15 protein-coding genes and 2 pseudogenes are annotated in these 18,035 nt (G+C 32.6%); 13 read left to right on the forward strand and 4 right to left on the reverse strand.

From position 1 onward, the window contains the following. Positions 1-35 precede the first annotated feature (35 nt). From LJ207_RS10375 to LJ207_RS10425, 11 genes are all read left to right on the forward strand, one after another. The gene (locus tag LJ207_RS10375; RefSeq protein ID WP_229346433.1) at positions 36-1,256 is read left to right on the forward strand and encodes an ABC transporter substrate-binding protein; all 1,221 of its coding nucleotides are present in this window, start codon (positions 36-38) and stop codon (positions 1,254-1,256) included. 147 nt (positions 1,257-1,403) lie between these two features. Further along, on the forward strand, positions 1,404-2,558 hold the full coding sequence (locus tag LJ207_RS10380) for an ROK family transcriptional regulator (protein WP_229346434.1): 1,155 nt from the start codon (positions 1,404-1,406) through the stop codon (positions 2,556-2,558). 27 nt (positions 2,559-2,585) lie between these two features. Then, complete coding sequence (galE, locus tag LJ207_RS10385; RefSeq protein ID WP_229346435.1) at positions 2,586-3,569, forward strand: UDP-glucose 4-epimerase GalE; 984 nt, start codon at positions 2,586-2,588, stop codon at positions 3,567-3,569. After that, the gene (locus LJ207_RS10390; protein ID WP_229346436.1) at positions 3,562-4,725 is read left to right on the forward strand and encodes a galactokinase; all 1,164 of its coding nucleotides are present in this window, start codon (positions 3,562-3,564) and stop codon (positions 4,723-4,725) included. The genes galE and LJ207_RS10390 overlap by 8 nt, the downstream gene beginning before the upstream one ends. A gap of 59 nt (positions 4,726-4,784) precedes the next feature. After that, on the forward strand, positions 4,785-6,359 hold the full coding sequence (locus LJ207_RS10395; RefSeq protein ID WP_229346437.1) for a UDP-glucose--hexose-1-phosphate uridylyltransferase: 1,575 nt from the start codon (positions 4,785-4,787) through the stop codon (positions 6,357-6,359). A gap of 104 nt (positions 6,360-6,463) precedes the next feature. Beyond that, entirely contained in the window at positions 6,464-7,399 is a 936-nt protein-coding gene (locus tag LJ207_RS10400; RefSeq protein WP_229346438.1) for an ArsR/SmtB family transcription factor, read from the forward strand. A 218-nt stretch (positions 7,400-7,617) separates the two neighbouring features. Further along, on the forward strand, positions 7,618-8,901 hold the full coding sequence (locus LJ207_RS10405) for an ABC transporter substrate-binding protein (RefSeq protein WP_229346439.1): 1,284 nt from the start codon (positions 7,618-7,620) through the stop codon (positions 8,899-8,901). Between the two features lie 72 nt (positions 8,902-8,973). Next, on the forward strand, positions 8,974-9,864 hold the full coding sequence (locus tag LJ207_RS10410) for a carbohydrate ABC transporter permease (RefSeq protein WP_229346440.1): 891 nt from the start codon (positions 8,974-8,976) through the stop codon (positions 9,862-9,864). Beyond that, entirely contained in the window at positions 9,861-10,691 is an 831-nt protein-coding gene (locus tag LJ207_RS10415) for a carbohydrate ABC transporter permease (RefSeq protein WP_229346441.1), read from the forward strand. The genes LJ207_RS10410 and LJ207_RS10415 overlap by 4 nt, the downstream gene beginning before the upstream one ends. 23 nt (positions 10,692-10,714) lie before the next feature. Continuing rightward, entirely contained in the window at positions 10,715-12,487 is a 1,773-nt protein-coding gene (locus LJ207_RS10420) for a glycoside hydrolase family 2 protein (protein ID WP_229346442.1), read from the forward strand. A 338-nt stretch (positions 12,488-12,825) separates the two neighbouring features. Continuing rightward, on the forward strand, positions 12,826-13,344 hold the full coding sequence (locus tag LJ207_RS10425; RefSeq protein ID WP_229346443.1) for a fasciclin domain-containing protein: 519 nt from the start codon (positions 12,826-12,828) through the stop codon (positions 13,342-13,344). A gap of 120 nt (positions 13,345-13,464) precedes the next feature. On the opposite strand, the gene LJ207_RS10430 is transcribed toward LJ207_RS10425, so the two are convergent. The 4 genes and pseudogenes from LJ207_RS10430 to LJ207_RS10450 all read right to left on the reverse strand — a co-directional run bounded on the left by LJ207_RS10430 (position 13,465) and on the right by LJ207_RS10450 (position 15,806). Beyond that, complete coding sequence (locus LJ207_RS10430) at positions 13,465-14,142, reverse strand: fructose-6-phosphate aldolase (RefSeq protein ID WP_229346444.1); 678 nt, start codon at positions 14,140-14,142, stop codon at positions 13,465-13,467. Positions 14,143-14,159: 17 nt separating this feature from the next. After that, positions 14,160-14,827, reverse strand: a pseudogene (locus LJ207_RS12580) (aminotransferase class IV). Between the two features lie 14 nt (positions 14,828-14,841). Next, a pseudogene (locus LJ207_RS10440) lies at positions 14,842-15,318 on the reverse strand (chorismate-binding protein); the annotation flags it as partial. Between the two features lie 8 nt (positions 15,319-15,326). Further along, positions 15,327-15,806: an anthranilate synthase component II gene (locus LJ207_RS10450; RefSeq protein ID WP_229346446.1), complete on the reverse strand. Its 480-nt coding sequence runs from the start codon at positions 15,804-15,806 to the stop codon at positions 15,327-15,329. Between the two features lie 200 nt (positions 15,807-16,006). On the opposite strand from LJ207_RS10450, the gene LJ207_RS10455 reads away from it, so the two are divergent. Both LJ207_RS10455 and LJ207_RS10460 read left to right on the forward strand, forming a co-directional pair. Beyond that, positions 16,007-17,260, forward strand: coding sequence for a GntP family permease (locus LJ207_RS10455; protein WP_229346447.1), 1,254 nt, complete (start codon positions 16,007-16,009; stop codon positions 17,258-17,260). Positions 17,261-17,325: 65 nt separating this feature from the next. After that, a complete protein-coding gene (locus LJ207_RS10460; protein WP_229346448.1) occupies positions 17,326-18,021 on the forward strand; it encodes a 2-phosphosulfolactate phosphatase in 696 nt (231 codons plus the stop codon). The last annotated feature ends 14 nt before the right edge of the window (positions 18,022-18,035 follow it).

The raw sequence follows: 18,035 nt of genomic DNA on the forward strand, positions 1-18,035 counted from the left end.
AAAATGAGAAGCGAGAAGAAGAGGAGGAAAAAACAATGAAAAGTAAAGTTAAGTTTTTATTGATCTTATCGTTAGTTATGGTTTTTGTTCTTTCATCACTTGGTGTTTTGGCTCAGGAAAGTGTTAGAGTAGGTACTGCCTTGCCGATTACAGGTGGTCTGGCAGCTTATGGCCAGGATGCTCGTAATGGTACTTTGCTTGCTCAAAAAATTATTAATGAGCAGGGTGGATTACTTAATGGTATGGAGTTAGAATTGGTCAATGTGGATACTCAAACTCAGGCTCAGGTTGGTGTTGATGCAGCCCAGAGGCTGGTAAACATTAATGGTGTACAGGCAATGGTTGGCCCCATGTCAAGTGGAGTAACAGTTCCTATAGTAGAAAGTGTTACTGGCCCTAATCAGGTTGTTCAGATTTCACCATCCGCAACTACTCCAGTTTTAACAACAGTTGAAGATGATGGGTATTTCTTTAGAACAGCTCCTTCTGATGCCTTACAGGGAGTTGTAGCCGGTGATTTTGCTTTTGATCAGGGTTTTGAATCAATTGCAATTATGTATGTTAATAATGATTACGGACAGGGTTTAAATGATGCTGTAATCGATCAGTTTGAAGCTCGCGGTGGAGAAGTAACAGCATCTATTGCCTTTGAAGCAGATCAGGTTTCTTATAGAAGTGAGTTGATGAATGCGGCTTCTGATAATCCTGATGCTTTACTGCTGGTTGCATATACAGATGATGGTGGAATCACAATAATCAGACAGGCTCTACAAAATGGATTTTTTGAAGAGTTTGTATTCACTGATGGTCTAAAATCACCTACAATTGCAGAGGGAATCGAAGATTTCTTAGAAGGGAAATATGGTACAGCTCCTACATCTTTACCTGGTGGTAGAGGACCAGAAACATTTGCTGCTATGTATGAAGAAGAATATGGAGAGTTACCACCACTACCTTATATAGATTCCAGTTTTGATGCTGTATTTGTTATCGCACTTGGAATTGAAAAAGCTGGAACAGTAGATGGCCCAGCAATTAGAGATGCTATCAGAGAAGTGCTTGATCCTGAAGGAGAAACAGTCAATATAGATGAGTGGGATAAAGCCAAAGAATTAATAGCTGCTGGCCAAACGATTAATTTTGAAGGTGCTTCCGGACCAGTTATCTTTGATGAAGTTGGAGACAGAGCTGGTGCAATTGGTATCTGGCAGGTACAGGATGGTAATATTGTTGATGTAGATGTTGTAGTTGAATAGAAAAAGTTTAAATATTAATAGATAGTTATAACAGCCCTCTGGATTTTTCCAGGGGGTTTTTATTTTTTTCTTTACATTCAGAATATTAAATGCTATAATTCACTTAGTTAATTAAATAAATTAACAAAGCAAGGAAGTGTTAGAGTAATGAAAAAAGGTAGTTTTAAAAACATGAAAAATTTAAATATGAAAAATGTTTTAACTTTAATCAAAGATCATCAGGGGATATCTAGAGCAGATATTGCTAAAAAAGTTAATCTGTCTAGAGCTTCTGTAACAAATATAGTTAATGAGTTATTGGAATTAAAATTAGTTAAAGAAGTTAGAGCAGGAAAATCAAGTGGAGGTAGAAGACCTATTCTGCTGGATTTAAATCCTGATGGTGGATATGTGATTGGCCTTGAATGGGGAATTTCTAAGCTTAAAGCTGTTCTTTTAAATCTTGAAGCAGAGATTTTAGCCAAAAAAGAGATAATTCCTTCTGATAATAGTCTGGAAGAATACACAAAGAAAAGCTTTGCTTTAATCGATAAATTTATCTCTACTGTAGAAGATGAGGCCAAAATTACCGGAATAGCAGTTGGAATTCATGGTTTAGTTGATCCTGAAAAAGGAGTTTCACTTTTCACACCTCATTTTGGCTGGGGTAAGGTAGAAATTGAAGCGATTATTGCAGAAAATTATGATTATCCAGTATTTATTGACAATGATGTTAGGATGATGGCTGAAGGAGAAATCTGGCAGGGTAAAAAAGATTTTATCTTTATCAATACTGGTTCAGGGGTTGGGGCAGCCCTTGTTTTTGCTGCTAAACTTCACTATGGAGTTAATAATGCAGCAGGAGAATTTGGTCATATTAAAATTACCGATGATGCTCCTGTTTGTGAATGTGGCAAAAAAGGCTGTTTAGAAAGTCTAATTGCAGAAGCAAGAATTTTAAACAGATATTATAATAAATTAGATTCGAAGTTGGAAAGAAAAGAGCTAAGTATAGAGAAATTAGTTAAAGATTATAAAAAAGGCAGCAGTAAAGCTGTGGAGACTATCAAAGAAATATCAGAATATTTTTCCAGGGGTATAGCAGATTTAGTAAATCTTTTAAACCCTGAAGCAGTAGTAATTGGAGGCTTGTTTGCTGCTTATTCAGAAGTTTTTTTAGCAGAATTAAAAAATAATGTTAGTGATAAGGCACTTATTTTAGCTGTAGAAAATTTAAATATTACGACTGCTCATTATGGAGAATATGCTGGTGCAGTTGGAGCAGCAGAAAAAGTTCTTAATAATTTTTTTAAAGTAGATTAAACCCATCATTAGAGGAGGAGAAATGCAATGAAAATTTTGCTTACTGGAGGAGCAGGTTATATAGGGAGCCATGTTCTCAAAAGACTTCTAGAAGCGGGACACGACACTGTTACTATCGATAATTTAAAAAAAGGACACGAAAAAGCAGTTTTGGGTGGAGAATTTATTGAAGGTGATATTGGCAATAAAGAGCTTTTAAAATCAATTTTTGCTGAACATGAAATTGAAGGAGTAATTCATTTGGCAGCAGATAGCCTTGTTGGTGAATCAATGGAGGATCCAGGCAAATATTATCATAATAATGTGGCTAAAGCCTTAAATTTATTGGAGCTAATGGTTGAAAATAATGTCAAGTATTTTGTTTTTTCTTCAACGGCAGCAGTTTATGGAGAGCCAGAATCAATCCCAATTCCAGAAAATCATCCAACTCAACCGGAAAATGTCTATGGAGAAAGCAAGCTATTTTTTGAGAAAATTTTAAAAAGATATGATCAAATCCATGGTTTAAAATTTATTTCTCTGCGTTATTTTAATGCGGCTGGAGCAGATCCAGAAGGACAAATTGGAGAAGCTCATGACCCAGAAACACATTTAATCCCAATTGTCCTGCAGACTGCCCTCGGAATTAGAGATAAAATTTATATTTTTGGTGATGATTATCCAACTAAAGATGGCAGCTGTATAAGAGATTATATTCATGTTAATGACTTAGCTGATGCTCATCTTTTAGCTCTTGAAGCATTAGCGGCTGGTAAAGATAGTGATATATATAATCTTGGTTGTGGTAATGGTTATTCGGTTAAAGAGGTTATTGCAGCTGTCAAAAAGGTTACTCAAAAGGATTTTGAGGTAGAAGTTAGTGAGCGAAGAGCTGGAGATCCTGCAGTTTTAATTGCGAGCTCCGAAAAGATTAAAAGTGATCTTAACTGGAAGCCGGCCTATCAAGATTTAGAAAAGATAATTTCTACCGCCTGGGAATGGCATAAATCAGGAGGTTTTAGTGATGAATAAAGAACTTTTATTAGAAAATTATCAAAATACATTTAAAGATACATCTTTAGATAAAGGAGTTTATGCTGCACCAGGTAGAGTGAATTTAATTGGTGAACATACAGATTATAATGATGGATTTGTAATGCCAATGGCTATAGAAAAGGATATCAGAATGGTTATTCAGCTTAGAAATGACAAAAAGGTAAAAGCTTTTTCGCTTGATTATGATAAAGTAATCGAGTTTAAGGTAGATAAGCTGTTTTATGATAAAGAAAACATCTGGGTAAATTACATTAAAGGAATAATAGATGAGCTGCAGAAATTAGGAAATAAGCTGCAGGGATTTAATTTGCTTTTTACCGGTAATATTCCTCAAGGTTCAGGTTTAAGTTCTTCGGCTGCTTTAGAGGTAGTTACAGCTTTAGCAATTAGTGATCTACATAATATTAATTTAGAAGCTGTTGAATTGGCATTACTGGCCCAGAGAGCAGAAAATAATTTTGTTAATGTACAGTGTGGAATCATGGATCAATATATTTCTCGTCTTGGCCAAAAAGATAATGCTCTATTAATTGACTGTAGAACTAATCAATATCAATTGGTACCTTTTGCTAATGAAAATTATCAGATTGTAATTTGCAATTCAAAAGTAGAAAGAGGCTTGGTTGATTCAGAATATAATAAGAGAAGAAAAGAATGTAATCAGGCAGTAGAGTTTTTTAAGCAAAAAATTGATGAAAATATAACAGCTCTGCGTGATCTAGATTTAGAAAGTCTAGAAAAATATAAAGCTGAACTTAAAAAAAATGTTTATAAACGGGCTCACCATGTAATAAGTGAAAACCAGAGAGTATTGGATGCTAAAAAAGCTTTAGAAAAAAATGATATGAAAGAATTTGGTAAATTGCTTTATGAATCCCATCAGAGTTTAAGTGCTGACTATGAGGTTAGCTCAAAAGAACTTGATTTATTAGTGGAGTTGGCTTCACGAGAAAAAGGAGTTAAAGGAGCTCGAATGACCGGAGCTGGTTTTGGAGGTTGCACAGTCAATTTAGTAAAAAAAGAATTTGTAAACGATTTTGCAGAAAATATTAAAAAAGCGTATTACCAAAGTAGTGGGATAAAAGCAGATATTTATATAACAGATCCAGCCCCTGGAGCAAGGAAGCTTTAAATGTTTTTTTAGCCAATAAGATAAAAATTGGAAGAATGATTTTTGAGGGAGGTTTATTAGTGAAAGAAGAAAAAGCAAATCAACTCATTGAAAAACTGTTGGCTTATGGAGAAAAAAATAACTTATTAGCTGAGTGGGATAAAATAGCTGCCAGAAATGAAATCAGAGCTATTTTAGAAATCAAAGAAGCACCAGCAGAAGCATTAGATCCCGAATCAGAACTTGAACTACCTGCTAATCCCCAAGCTATTTTGGATGGGCTGCTTGATTTTGCAGCGGCAAAGGCATTGATCAATAATAATATTAGTGAGAGAGATCTCTTAGATACTAAAATTATGGGAGCTTTAACTCCCAGACAGTCAGAAATAGCTGCCCGTTTTTATAATACTGCTGAAGAGTATGATATTAAAGCTGCAGCTGAGCAATATTATACTTTTGCTCAAAAAAGCAATTATATTAGGCTTGAGAGAACAGCTAAGAATTTAAACTGGAGTGCAGACAGTAGTTATGGCCAAATAGAGATCACCATCAATCTTTCTAAACCAGAAAAAGATCCGGCAGAGATTGCCAAAGCTAAAGCAGCACCACAGAGTAATTATCCTAAATGTTATTTATGTTTGGAAAATGTCGGTTTTGCAGGCTCTTTAAATCATCCTGCCAGGCAGAATCATCGGGTAATCCCCTTAAAATTACAAAATGAGAACTGGTTTTTACAGTATTCACCCTATGTTTATTATAATGAGCACTGCATAGTTTTTCACCGAGAACATAAGCCGATGAATATCAACAAAAAGACTTTTGCTGTATTGATGGACTTTTTAGAACAGATTCCCCATTATTTTATTGGTTCTAATGCAGATCTACCTTTAGTGGGTGGCTCAATTTTAAGCCATGACCATTTTCAGGGAGGCAGACATATATTCCCGATGGAAGAAGCAGAAAGCACAGCATATTATGAAGATCCCAGCTTTATGGATGTTGAGATCAGCAGGTTAAGATGGCCTTTATCTGTAATTAGGTTAAGGTCAAAAGCAAGGGAAGATCTTATCAACTTGGCTGATAAAATATTAAAAAAGTGGCGTCAATACACAGATCATAGTTTAAATATTAAAGCTTACAGCCAAGAGGATGGTAAAGAGATTGCCCATAATACTGTAACCCCTATTGCCCGCAAAAGACAATATGCAGGTGAAGAAGAACAATATGAACTTGATTTGGTTCTGCGCAATAACCGCTGTAATGAAGAATATCCTGATGGTATTTTTCATCCACATAAAAAGTTACACCATATTAAAAAAGAAAATATCGGTTTAATCGAAGTTATGGGAAGGGCTATTTTACCGGGGCGCTTAAAAAAAGAGCTTAATCTAATAGCTGAATATTTAAGCTCAAGCTTAAGTATAGAAGAGTTAAAGTTAAAAGAGGGGATGGAAAAACATCTAAACTGGCTTAAAGAGCTGGAAGCTGCTTATGGCAGAGAACTAGAGTTTGAAGAAGCAGAAAAGCTTCTGGAAAAAGAAACAGCTAAGAAATTTACTCAGGTTTTAGAAAGAGCTGGAGTATATAAGAATGATCAAAAGGGAATAAGTGGTTTTAACAAATTCCTCAAAACCGTGGGCATTGAAAAATTATAAAAATATTTAAAATCTGCTTAATGCAATATTCCCTCTAAGATTTATTTTTAATTATTGCTTTTTAGTTTAATAATTGTTAAAATAAATACACTGGAGGGGTTAAAATGAAAGGTAATATACTTGAATTAAAAGATGAAGAACAGATAATTGATGTTTTTAAAGCATTGGGATCTGAATCAAGAATGAAAATTATAGAAGTTTTACAGAATGAAGCTATGAATTTAAATCAGATTTCTGAATATATAAATATGCCTGCATCTTCTGTAACAGTAAATATTAAAAAACTTGAAGAGGCTGGACTGATCGAAACTGAATATAAACCGGGCAATCATGGTTCACAGAAAATTTGCAGCTTAACTTATGATAAAATACTGATTAACCTACCTGGTTCAAGAGATTTAAAAGATAAGAATTTAATCGAAACTTCTATGCCGATCGGAAATTATAAAGACTTTGAAGTAAAGCCTACCTGTGGGCTTGCCTCAGCAAAAGGGGTGATTGGAGAACTGGATGATGTCAAATCTTTTTTGAATCCAAATCACACTAATGCTCAAATCCTTTGGTTTGGCAGTGGTTATGTCAAATATCTATTTCCTAATGATCTGCCAAAAGGCTCTCAGGCAATTAAATTAGAGTTAAGTATGGAGATTTGTTCAGAAACCTCAGATTATAATGAGGATTGGCCTTCTGATATTTCTATCTGGATTAATGGAATAGAAATAGGTGTTTGGACTTCACCAGGTGATTTTGGTGAAAAAAGAGGTATACTAAACCCAGATTGGTGGTACTTTGATCAAACTCAGCATGGCTTACTAAAAATTTGGAAAGTTACTGAAGATGGGACTTATATAGATGGTAATAAAATATCTGATGTAAATTTAGCTGATATCAATATAGAAGAAAATGATTTTATAAAAGTTAAAATTGGAGTAAAAGAAGATGCCAGAAATGTGGGGGGGATTAATTTATTTGGGAGAGAATTTGGCAACTATAAACAAGATATTATGCTTAGATATAGATATAACTTTAATAAACAATAAAACAAATCAAAAATAATTAAAATAAAAGCAGGAGATTTAACATTAATGGCGAAATAAAAAATAGAGAGATTTTCCAGAATATTTTTATGGATTTTAATTCAACTTTTATTAAACTAAAATATAAATATATGAAATAAAAGAAGGAGGGGTCAAAAAAGATAAATATTCGCAATATTGTAAAATAATTCTGTTTTCAAAAATTAAAGGGAGGTTTTTAGATGTTATCTAAAAAAATGCTACGAGTTGTTTTGGTGTTGTTCCTAATTATTGCCTTATCATTTAGTGTCAATGCTTTTTTTAGTGGTGGAGATAGTGGAGGAGATGGAGTAGTAGAAGTTGAATTTTGGAATCTATTTGGTGGTGGCGATGCCGACTTTATGGATGCTATGATCGAAAGCTTTAATGATAGTCAGGATGAAATTGTTGTAAAACAGACCAGACTTGAATTTAGTGAATACTACACAGGTTTAATTACTGCTATAGCTAGTGGATTTGGACCAGATATTGCAATTACACATATTTCAAGGTTAGAAGAAATGGCAAATGAAGGATTGGTCATTGAATTAGATGATACTGCAGAAGAGATAGGTCTTAATTGGTCAGATTTCAACCAAAATATTTTAGATGGAGCCCTAGTTAATGATGGATATTATGGGGTACCACTGGATACTCACCCCCAAGTTTTATATTACAACAAAACTTTATTAGAGGAAGCAGACTTATTAGCTGAAAATGGTGAACCAATAATTGATGAAACTCCTGAAGGATTTATGGAATTTCTAAGCAAAATTCAAGCTGAATCTACAGCTCGTTATCCAATGTCATACTGGACTAACTTTACTGCTGATGGACACTATCGATTATGGTGGGGTCTTTATAGTCAGTTAGGTGGTAGTCCAATAGTCTCAGATGATGAGCTGACTATTGATATGGATAAAGCGATTCAAGCTGCAGAATATATGAAGTCAATTTATGATAATGACTTTACACCAGTTAATGCTGAATATGATGAAAGTGTTAATCTTTTTAGAAATCAAGATACAGCAGTACTTTTAACAGGGGTTTGGATTACTGGAACTTTAGAAAATACTGAAGAACTTGATTTTGGTGTTGTTCCAATGCCTAAAGTATTTGAAAATCAGGCAGTTTGGGCAGATTCTCACAGCTTAGTTTTACCATATAATGATAGTGATCCAATTAAAGAAAAAGCAGCTTTAACTTTTGCCAAATGGTTAACTGATAATGGTGAAATGTGGGCAAGAGCTGGACATATACCAAGCAAAAAAATAATTATTGAGAATGAATCATTTCAAAATATGCCTTACAGAATGGATTATGTAGAAGCAGCTGACTTTGCAAGTTTTGATAGTGCAGGTAATAATACCTGGGGAATTAGAAGTGAGATTACTACAGCCTTAAGTGAGTACTGGAGAGATAGAACTACAGCAGAAGAGGCTTTCACAGAAGCTGTCAGAAGAATCGAAAGAACTTTAACAAGATAAATTTACACTTAATTAATAGCGGGAAATTTTTCCCGCTATTAAAATAAAATTCTTAAAGGAGGTTCGATATAATTGGAATTTAATAGCAATAAAAAGAAGAACTTCATTAAAGCTTTACCTTTTATTCTGCCCTTTATGATAGTTTATTTAGTTTTTTTGGTATTTCCCATTATTCGAGGTTTTTGGATGAGTTTGCATCGGTGGACAATAGTTAGAAAAATGCACTTTGTAGGCTTCAGTAATTATATTGAAATGTTTCAAGATTCATCTTTTTGGAGTTCATTTGGCAATACTATGATCTTTGTTTTAGTAAGCACACCTACTATAGTTTTAGCAGGATTGGTCTTAGCATTAATTTGTAATCAGAAAATAAGAGGCAAATTATTTTTAAAAATTTCATTTTTTCTACCATATGTTTTATCTGTGGCGGTAATTTCTTCAATAATGGTATATTTATTTCAGACTAACAATGGTTTTATTAATATGTTTTTAGAAGACATCGGAGTTATTTCTAATGGCATTCAGTGGTTGAGCCGAGATCTTTTAGCCTGGTTTGTAGTAGTATTTGCAACTCTATGGTGGACAGTTGGTTTTAATATGATTTTATATCTGGCAGCATTACAAGATATACCAGAATCATATTATGAAGCAGCTTCTGTTGATGGAGCAACACCATTAGAGCAGTTTTTATATATCACCTTACCTCAATTAAAACCAATTACCTGGGTAATAGTATTATTGCAGATTATATTTTCCTACAAGGTTTTTGCCCAGATTTGGTTGATTACAGGTGGGGGACCTGGTACAGCAACCAGACCAATTATTCAGTATATCTATGAAACTAGTTTTAGACAGAACAGTCTTGGCTATGGAGCTACAATGTCCTTTACAATTTTTGTGATTTTAATTATTATTTCGGTAGCTCAAATCGTTATTAGAAGAAAGCGAAGTGATGTTCAATGAAAAAAGAAATTTCACCAACAAAAAAAGCTTTAAAATATATGGTTTCTTATGGCATAGCAGTCTGCTTTTTACTGCCAATTATTTGGATGTTATTTGTTTCTTTAAAATCTGAAGGTTTTAGAGTAAGTAGAATAATAGATTGGTTTACACCTCCATATTCTTTAGCAAATTATTTTTCAGTAATTCAAAGAGCACCAATATTTAGGTGGATGCTCAACAGTTTTATTGTCGCTTCTAGTGCTACTTTGTTAGTAATATTCTTGAGTTCTTTAGCTGCTTTTGCTTTTTCGGTAATTGATTTTAAATTCAAAAATGTATTATTTGTGTTTGCAATGGCAGGTTTGATGGTTCCTACAGAGGCAAATGTGGTAGCATTATTTGATATTGTAGGGAATTTAGGTTTGATTAATACTTATCCTGCTTTAGTTCTGCCCAGGGTTGCAATTCCCTTAGGGGTAATTATTTTAAAAGAATTTTTCGATGCAGTACCACGAGATCTGATTGATAGTGCAAGAATAGATGGATGTGGATTGTTTAGGATTTACTGGAATATTTTTATGCCACTCTCAAAAGCTGCAATAGCTGCAATAGCTATTTTTACCTTTATTCAAACCTGGAATGAGTTCCTCTGGCCTTTTATTGCAGTAATGGAACAATCTATGTTTACTCTGCCATTAGGAGTGCCAACTTTTACTGATGCTTATACTCCAGATTATACTATACCAATGACAGTAAATATGCTAGCATCTTTGCCAGCAATAGTAATATTTTTGTTTTTCCAAAAACAGATTATTAAAGGTATTAAATTTACAGGAATCAAAGGTTAAAATCAGATGACAGGAGGAGACAAATGGAGAAAAATATACCACGGCCTGAATATCCAAGGCCACAATTTAAGAGAAAAGAATGGCAGAATTTAAATGGAGAATGGAACTTTGCTTTTGATGATAATAATCAGGGGGAAAAAGAAAGATGGTTTAAAAAAGAAAGTTTTGATAAAAAAATATTAGTTCCCTTTACTTTTGAAAGTAAGGCAAGTGGAATTGAAGATCGTAAAGAACATAGCTGCATCTGGTATCAGAGAACTTTTGTAGTTGAAGCAAAGAAAGATAAAAAAGTCATTTTAAACTTTGGTGCAGCTGATTATATTACTAAGGTCTGGTTGAATGGCAATTTTATCGGCAGTCATGTTGGAGGATATGATGCTTTTTGCTTTGATCTCAGTGACTATCTTAATTACCAGGCTGAAAATAATCTGGTGATAAAAATAGAAGATACTATGAGCAAATTGCAGCCCCGCGGCAAACAGAGTTATAAAAAGGATAACTTTTTGTGCTGGTATACCAGAACAACTGGAATCTGGCAGACAGTCTGGTTAGAATATGTAGCTAAAGAAGCTTATTTAAAAGATGTTAAATTAACTCCTGATATAGATTCTCAGGAAATAGAGCTAAGATATAATTTTGAAACTAGTGATTTAGAAGAAGCTGGATATAAGTTGTTAACTGAGATTAAGTTTGAAGATAAAGTTATTCAAAGTTTTAAATTTGATATCAATAAGGATAGCTATAACTTCAAAATAAATGTAAGTGATAAAAATAATGAAATTAAATTATGGAGTCCAGAAAACCCAAATCTGTATGAGATTAATTATTATTTATTGAAAGATGAGCAAAAAATAGATAATGTAAGCTCTTATTTTGGAATGAGGAAAATTTCGATTGAAGATGGCAAAATATTATTAAACAACAAACCTTTTTATCAAAAATTAATACTTGATCAGGGTTATTGGCCAAATACTATTGCAACACCTCCTTCTGATCAGGCAATAAAAAAAGATATTGAATTAATCAAAGAAATGGGTTTTAATGGAGCCAGAAAACATCAAAAAATAGAAGATAACCGCTTTTATTACTGGGCGGATAAAATGGGTTTAGTGATTTGGGCTGAAATTGGCTCAACTTATGAATATGCTGATCAGGTAGTGGATGAATTCAGCAGTCAATGGTTAAGAATTGTCAAAGAACTTTATAATCATCCTTCTATTATAACCTGGGTCCCTTTTAATGAATCATGGGGAATAGAATCAATAAAAACTAGCAGAAAAGAGCAGCAATTTACAGAAGGAGTTTATTATTTAACCAAAAGTATTGATCCCGAGCGCCCTATTATTTGTAATGATGGCTGGGAACACACTATCTCAGATATTATAACTATCCATGATTATGAAGGAAGAGGTAATGATAAAGAAATCATTGAAATTTATAAAGATAACAAAATTAATTTAGTAGATAACAAAGAAGTCTTTAATGATGGCAAGTATTTAATGGCTGACAATTATACTTACCAGAATCAGCCTATAATTTTTAGTGAATTTGGAGGTCTTGCTTTTCAAAATAAAGAGGGCTGGGGTTATGGTAAAGGAGTAAAAGATCAAACAGAATTAATTGAAAGAATAAATATTATGCTGGAAGAAATTAAAATGGTTGATTATTTTGAAGGCTACTGTTACACACAGTTAACTGATGTTGAACAAGAAAAAAATGGGCTTTTAGATGAAAACAGAAATTTCAAAGCTCCTCTTAAGGAAATAAAAAAAATCAATCAAATAATTAATAAATAAATTCCTTCTCTCCTAATAGATGTAGTCCTAAAGCTCTTTTGCTGACAGATTAAATAGCAAAAGAGTTTTTCTGTTTTCCATAGCTTTAAATTAAATTAAAGTAATAATTTTTATATTAAACCCTGCTAAAAATTTAGCAGGATATTTTTTTGTTTTAGCCAATTATCTAATTATAGAACTTTAAGGAAAGGAGAGAAAATGAAAAAATTATAAAATGCAAAGCACGATACAATTTTACAAATAGTAACAATGACTATTGCTTTTTGTCAAAAATAGTGATAAAATAATATTAAATTAAAATATCGCAAAAAGTAAATATTATCAAGGAGGTTTTTGTAATGAAAAAATTATTTTTTAGAAATGCTTCTGTTTTAGTTGGGGTCCTTGTCCTGGCAGTTTTGATGAGTTTGGTCTTTACTTCAGCTGTTTTTGCCCATGGTCATATAAATAGATCCGATGTACTTGAAGTTGCTTTAGAAGCAGATGACTTTAACACTTTAGTTACTGCTGTTATTGAAGCAGATCTTGTTTTCGCTTTAAAAGGTGAGGGACCATTTACAGTTTTCGCTCCTACAGATGAAGCCTTTGCCAATCTACCTGAGGGAGTATTAGAAAGCTTGCTAGCAGATAAAGAGGCTTTAGCAGATGTTCTGCTTTACCATGTAGTATCAGGAAAAGTAATGGCGGAAGATGTAGTAACCCTTGATGGCGCAGAAGTACCAACCCTGCTTGGTGAAAATCTAAGAGTTACTGTTGAGGATGGCAATGTGTTTATCAATGATTCTCAAGTAATTGCAACTGATATTGAAGCTAGTAATGGAGTAATCCATGTAATAGATGAGGTATTAGTCCCTTAATTTTATTGATAAAATATTAATTAATGATTTTAAAATTATAAATTAATGCAAAAACCGCATTTTGACTGATAAGCCAAAGATGCGGTTTTGTCTGTATAAATAGCAATATTTTAAATGAAATTATATATCATATGTTAAATTTCCTTTTCCATATATAGTTTCCCAATCTTTTATAAACTCTTCAACACTATTGCTGGTCCCGGAATGTTCCAGAAGCTTTTCAGTTAACTCTACTGGAGCTGTAATAGCTTGAGCTCCATTAAGAGTAACTTCATGGATCTGCTGGATATTCTTAAATGAAGCAGCTAAAACCTTTGTTTTTAAATTATTTTCTTTTAATAAGTGGATAATTTCTCTTACTACTTTAATTCCACTGACATTTGTATTTGAGATTCTATTAACATAAGGAGCAACAAAATCAGCCCCTGCTTTAGCTGCCATTAAAGCCTGCTGAGGAGTGAAAATTGCAGTAGCAGTGATTTGGTAGTTATGAGGTTTTAAGCTTTTGATAGCTTTGATACCCTGAGCAGTGACAGGTATTTTAATATAAATATTACCACCAATTTTATTTTTAAGGTATTTAGCTTCTTTTATCATCTGTTCAGCATTTTTAGCTAATACCTGAACATGCAGCATTTTATCCTCACCAATAATATTGCGTATTTGATTTAATAAAGAAATAAAATCCTTGTTTTCTTTGGCAATTATACTGGGATTTGTGGTTACCCCATCTAATGGATAAAGCTCAAAAGCTTTTTTTATACTTTCTATTTCTGCTGTGTCTAATAAATATTGCATTAATTATCTCCTTTCAATTATATGATTTTAGCTATTCTTTCTCTAAACTTAAAATTGCTGTTTTTAAATTGAGTATTTGCAATAGCTCTAACAGGCATAATTTTTAATAATGAATTTGTGATAAAAATTTCATCAGCTTCATTAATTAAATCAAGCCCAATATTTCTTTCTTCTACTTGATAATAGTTTTGTGATAACACTTTTTTTCTTAAGATTCCATTTAATAAACCATTTTCTAGTCCTGGTGTATATATTTTTTGCTCATTTACAATAAATATATTAGAAATTGCCCCTTCAGCTAAATAACCCTTTTCATTGAAAAATATTACTTCATCAAAACCTTCAGCCTTAGCCTTTCTGAATTCCAATATATTTTCAAGATAATTAGTTGTTTTATGTTTGATTATTTTTGAAGTTGAATTTCTTAAAACTTGGCTTATTTTTAAATTAAAGCCTTTTTGATAATCTTCAGGTTGATATTTTTTTCTTTCATTGTGATAATTAAATCGCTGGAATTAATATTTTTAGCCAATAATATTTTTATAGCTCCATTAAAAGCATTTTTTTCAATTAATTTTTTAAGATAATATTTGATTTCTTGATCAGAATAATTTAAGTCAATATTTAATGCGGCAGAACTTTGGCGCAGACGCTGAATATGCTCAGCATTAAAAATATAATACATATTTTCACCTTCTATTATCTTTTGAGTGCTTCCACTAGTGCTTTACCTTTATCTAATGATTCTTGATATTCAGCTGCAGCATTAGAATCCCAAACGATTCCTCCACCTACTTGAAAATAGACTTTTTTATTCTTTGTTAGCATAGTTCTGATGACTATATTAAGATCCATATTACCATTAAAATCAAGATAGCCTATTGATCCTGTATAAATATTTCTTTGAGTAGGCTCTAATTCATCTATGATTTCCATGGCTCTAATTTTAGGTGCACCTGTAATTGAACCACCGGGGAAAATATTTTTTATACAATCTACTTTTAATTTCAAATCTTCTACTTTGTTTTTACCTCTTGGCCTAGTTCCTTTAATTGGCCGTGTGAAAAGTTTGTTATTTTTAGACCTTATAAATCTTTCCGGGGAAGAAGAAAGAATCTGGTAATCTCCAAAATCAAGATAAGCTGCAAATGGAGCAGGATTAACCTCCCTTAATTTGGAGTTTTTTAATTAGCATATTCTTTACCTGCCTTTAAAAAATTATTTAATAATTTTAAACCTTGTTCGGTTAAAACAGCTTCTGGATGAAACTGAACACCAGCTACAAGATAATTTTTGTGCCGAATACCCATTATTTCTCCCTGCTCACTCCGAGCACTGACTTCTAATTCTGCAGGTAGATTAGACTTATTAACAACTGCTTTTATAATGTCTGCCCCAAAAGTCTCTGCTATAGCTAGGTGACCAAGACAGATACCAAGAATGGGATAATCAGCTTTTAATTCTCTGACAATCTTTTTGGAAATACCTGCTTCTTTTGGTGTGCATGGCCCTGGTGAAATAACAATCGTCTCAGGATCGAGGTCAATGATTTCAGGGATAATAATGGCATCATTTCTAGCAACTTTTACTTGCTGCTTTAATATTTTAAAATATTCTACTAAATTATAAGTGAATGAATCATAATTATCTATTATTAGCATCATAATATGAAATATTTCACCTTCTTTCAACTTGGGCAAAAACTTTATTTAATCACTGTGCTTTATTTTAATAATTCAAGATACGACAATATAGTCCTTTAAGATATTATAAAAAGCTTTCAAATTGACAAAAATGCTGATGAAGGTTAAAATAAAGCTATGTTTCTAAGCTAAATATTCTAAAGTCTGGAAGGAGAGTTATTTTGTTAAGTATTTTAATAGGATTTATAATTTTAATTACTCTAATTGTTTTAAAAGTGAATATTGTAATTGTCGCTCCGATTTCTGCTTCTGTAATAGCTTTGCTGAATAATATAAATATACTCGAGCTATTAAACAGCCAATATTTAGCAGGCTTTGCTAACTTTGTTCAGGATTATCTACTGATTTTTTTGCTCAGTGCAATTTTAGGTAAAACAATGGAGGATTCTGGAGATGCAGCTGCAATTGGAGAATTTGTTCTAGATGTTATTTCTCATAGATATGCTGCAGTCGGCATATTTTTTGCAAGTGCTGTTTTAACCTATGGAGGGATTTCTGCTTTTGTTTTAATTTTTACCATTTATCCTATTGCAAAATCAGTTTTTGAAGAAGTTAATTTATCTAAATCACTGATATTAGCTTCTATAGTTGGTGGTAGTTTAATTATCGGGATGCCGATGCCTGGTAGCCCTCAGATTCATAATTTGATTATGATGGATTTTCTTTCTACATCTGCTGTCGCTGGTTTAGGGGTAGGAATTATAAGTATTACTATTGCTTCTGCTTTTGCGGTCTATTATTTAATATTCAGAACAAAAAAATTATTAGGGGAGCAATATTATGCTTCTCAGAGCGGTATTTTCAAAAAAGCAGATCCAAAAAAATTCAAAAGTTTTGTGCTTTCTGTATTACCATTGCTAACAGTTTTTATTTTCTTGGCAGTTTTAGCAAAACCACCTGTAATTGCATTATTACTGGGAGTCCTTGTTTCGATAATCAAAAACATTAACAAGATAAAATTACTTAAGGTATTAAACAGCAGTATCTCTAATGCTGTAGCTCCACTAATGTTTGCCGCTTCTGCAATGGGATTTGGTCAGGTTATTTCATCTCTGGATGTATTTAAAAATTTTTTGGGAAACTTATTAACCCTTCCTTTACATCCCTATCTTCTAGTAGGCATAATTACAAATATTGCTGCCGGTTTATTAGGTAGTGCTTCAGGAGGTATGCTTTTGACAATCAGTACAGTAGGTGAAAATATTACTCAATTTGTTGATCCGGAAAACTTACACAGGGTTATTCTGATAGCTTCTACTGGTTTAGATACTTTACCTCACAATAGTGCTTATTTGGCAATGCTTGCTTATACAGGACTAAAGTTTAAAGATACATATTTTGATTATTTTATTGTGACAATGATAGCACCATTTATTTCTCTAGCAGTTGCAATTATATATTCACTTTATCTTTAAATAACTGCTGTTATCTTTGAGAATTGTTGCTTAGTTTTGTATAATACAATCTAAAGGAGGAACATATGAAAATTAATATATATCAATTCATAGAAGGTGCAAAAAAGGCAGAGGGATTAGCAGTTATAATTGATGTTTTTAGAGCTTTTTCTACATCTGCTTATCTTTTTGCTAATGGTGCTCAGGCTATATACACGGTTTCTGAAGTAGATGAAGCTAGAAAGTTAGCTGAAAAGATTGAAAATAATGTTTTAGTTGGAGAAAGAAATGGGATTAAATTAGCTGGTTTTGATTATGGGAACTCACCTTATTTAATTTCTAAGCAAAACTTCAAAGGGAAAAATATAATTTTAACCACAAGTGCAGGTACAAAGGGTATTATTAATGCTGCTCAAGCTGAAGAAATTATAACTGGAAGTTTTGTTAATGTCTCAGCTGCAGCAAATTATATTGAAAAGAAAGATTTTGAAAAGATTTCACTGGTGGCCATGGGCGTTAATGCAGAAAAAACTGCAGAAGAAGATATGGCTCTGGCCCAATATTTGAAAAACAAATTAGAAGGCAAAGAAAATTTAAATCAAGAGCAATTAAGGAAAAAGCTTTACAGTCCTGCAGGAGATAAATTCTTTAATAGCAGCACTCAGTCAGATATGCCAGAAGAGGATTTTAATTATTGTCTTAACATTGATAAATTTGACTTTGTAATTAAAGCGGAAAAGTTTAGTAATGAAGTTTATCGGCTTAAAAAAGTAAATCTATAATAATAATTTGTATT

The organism is Halanaerobium polyolivorans (assembly GCF_020711195.1).
Taxonomy (GTDB): Bacteria; Bacillota; Halanaerobiia; order Halanaerobiales; family Halanaerobiaceae; genus Halanaerobium; species Halanaerobium polyolivorans.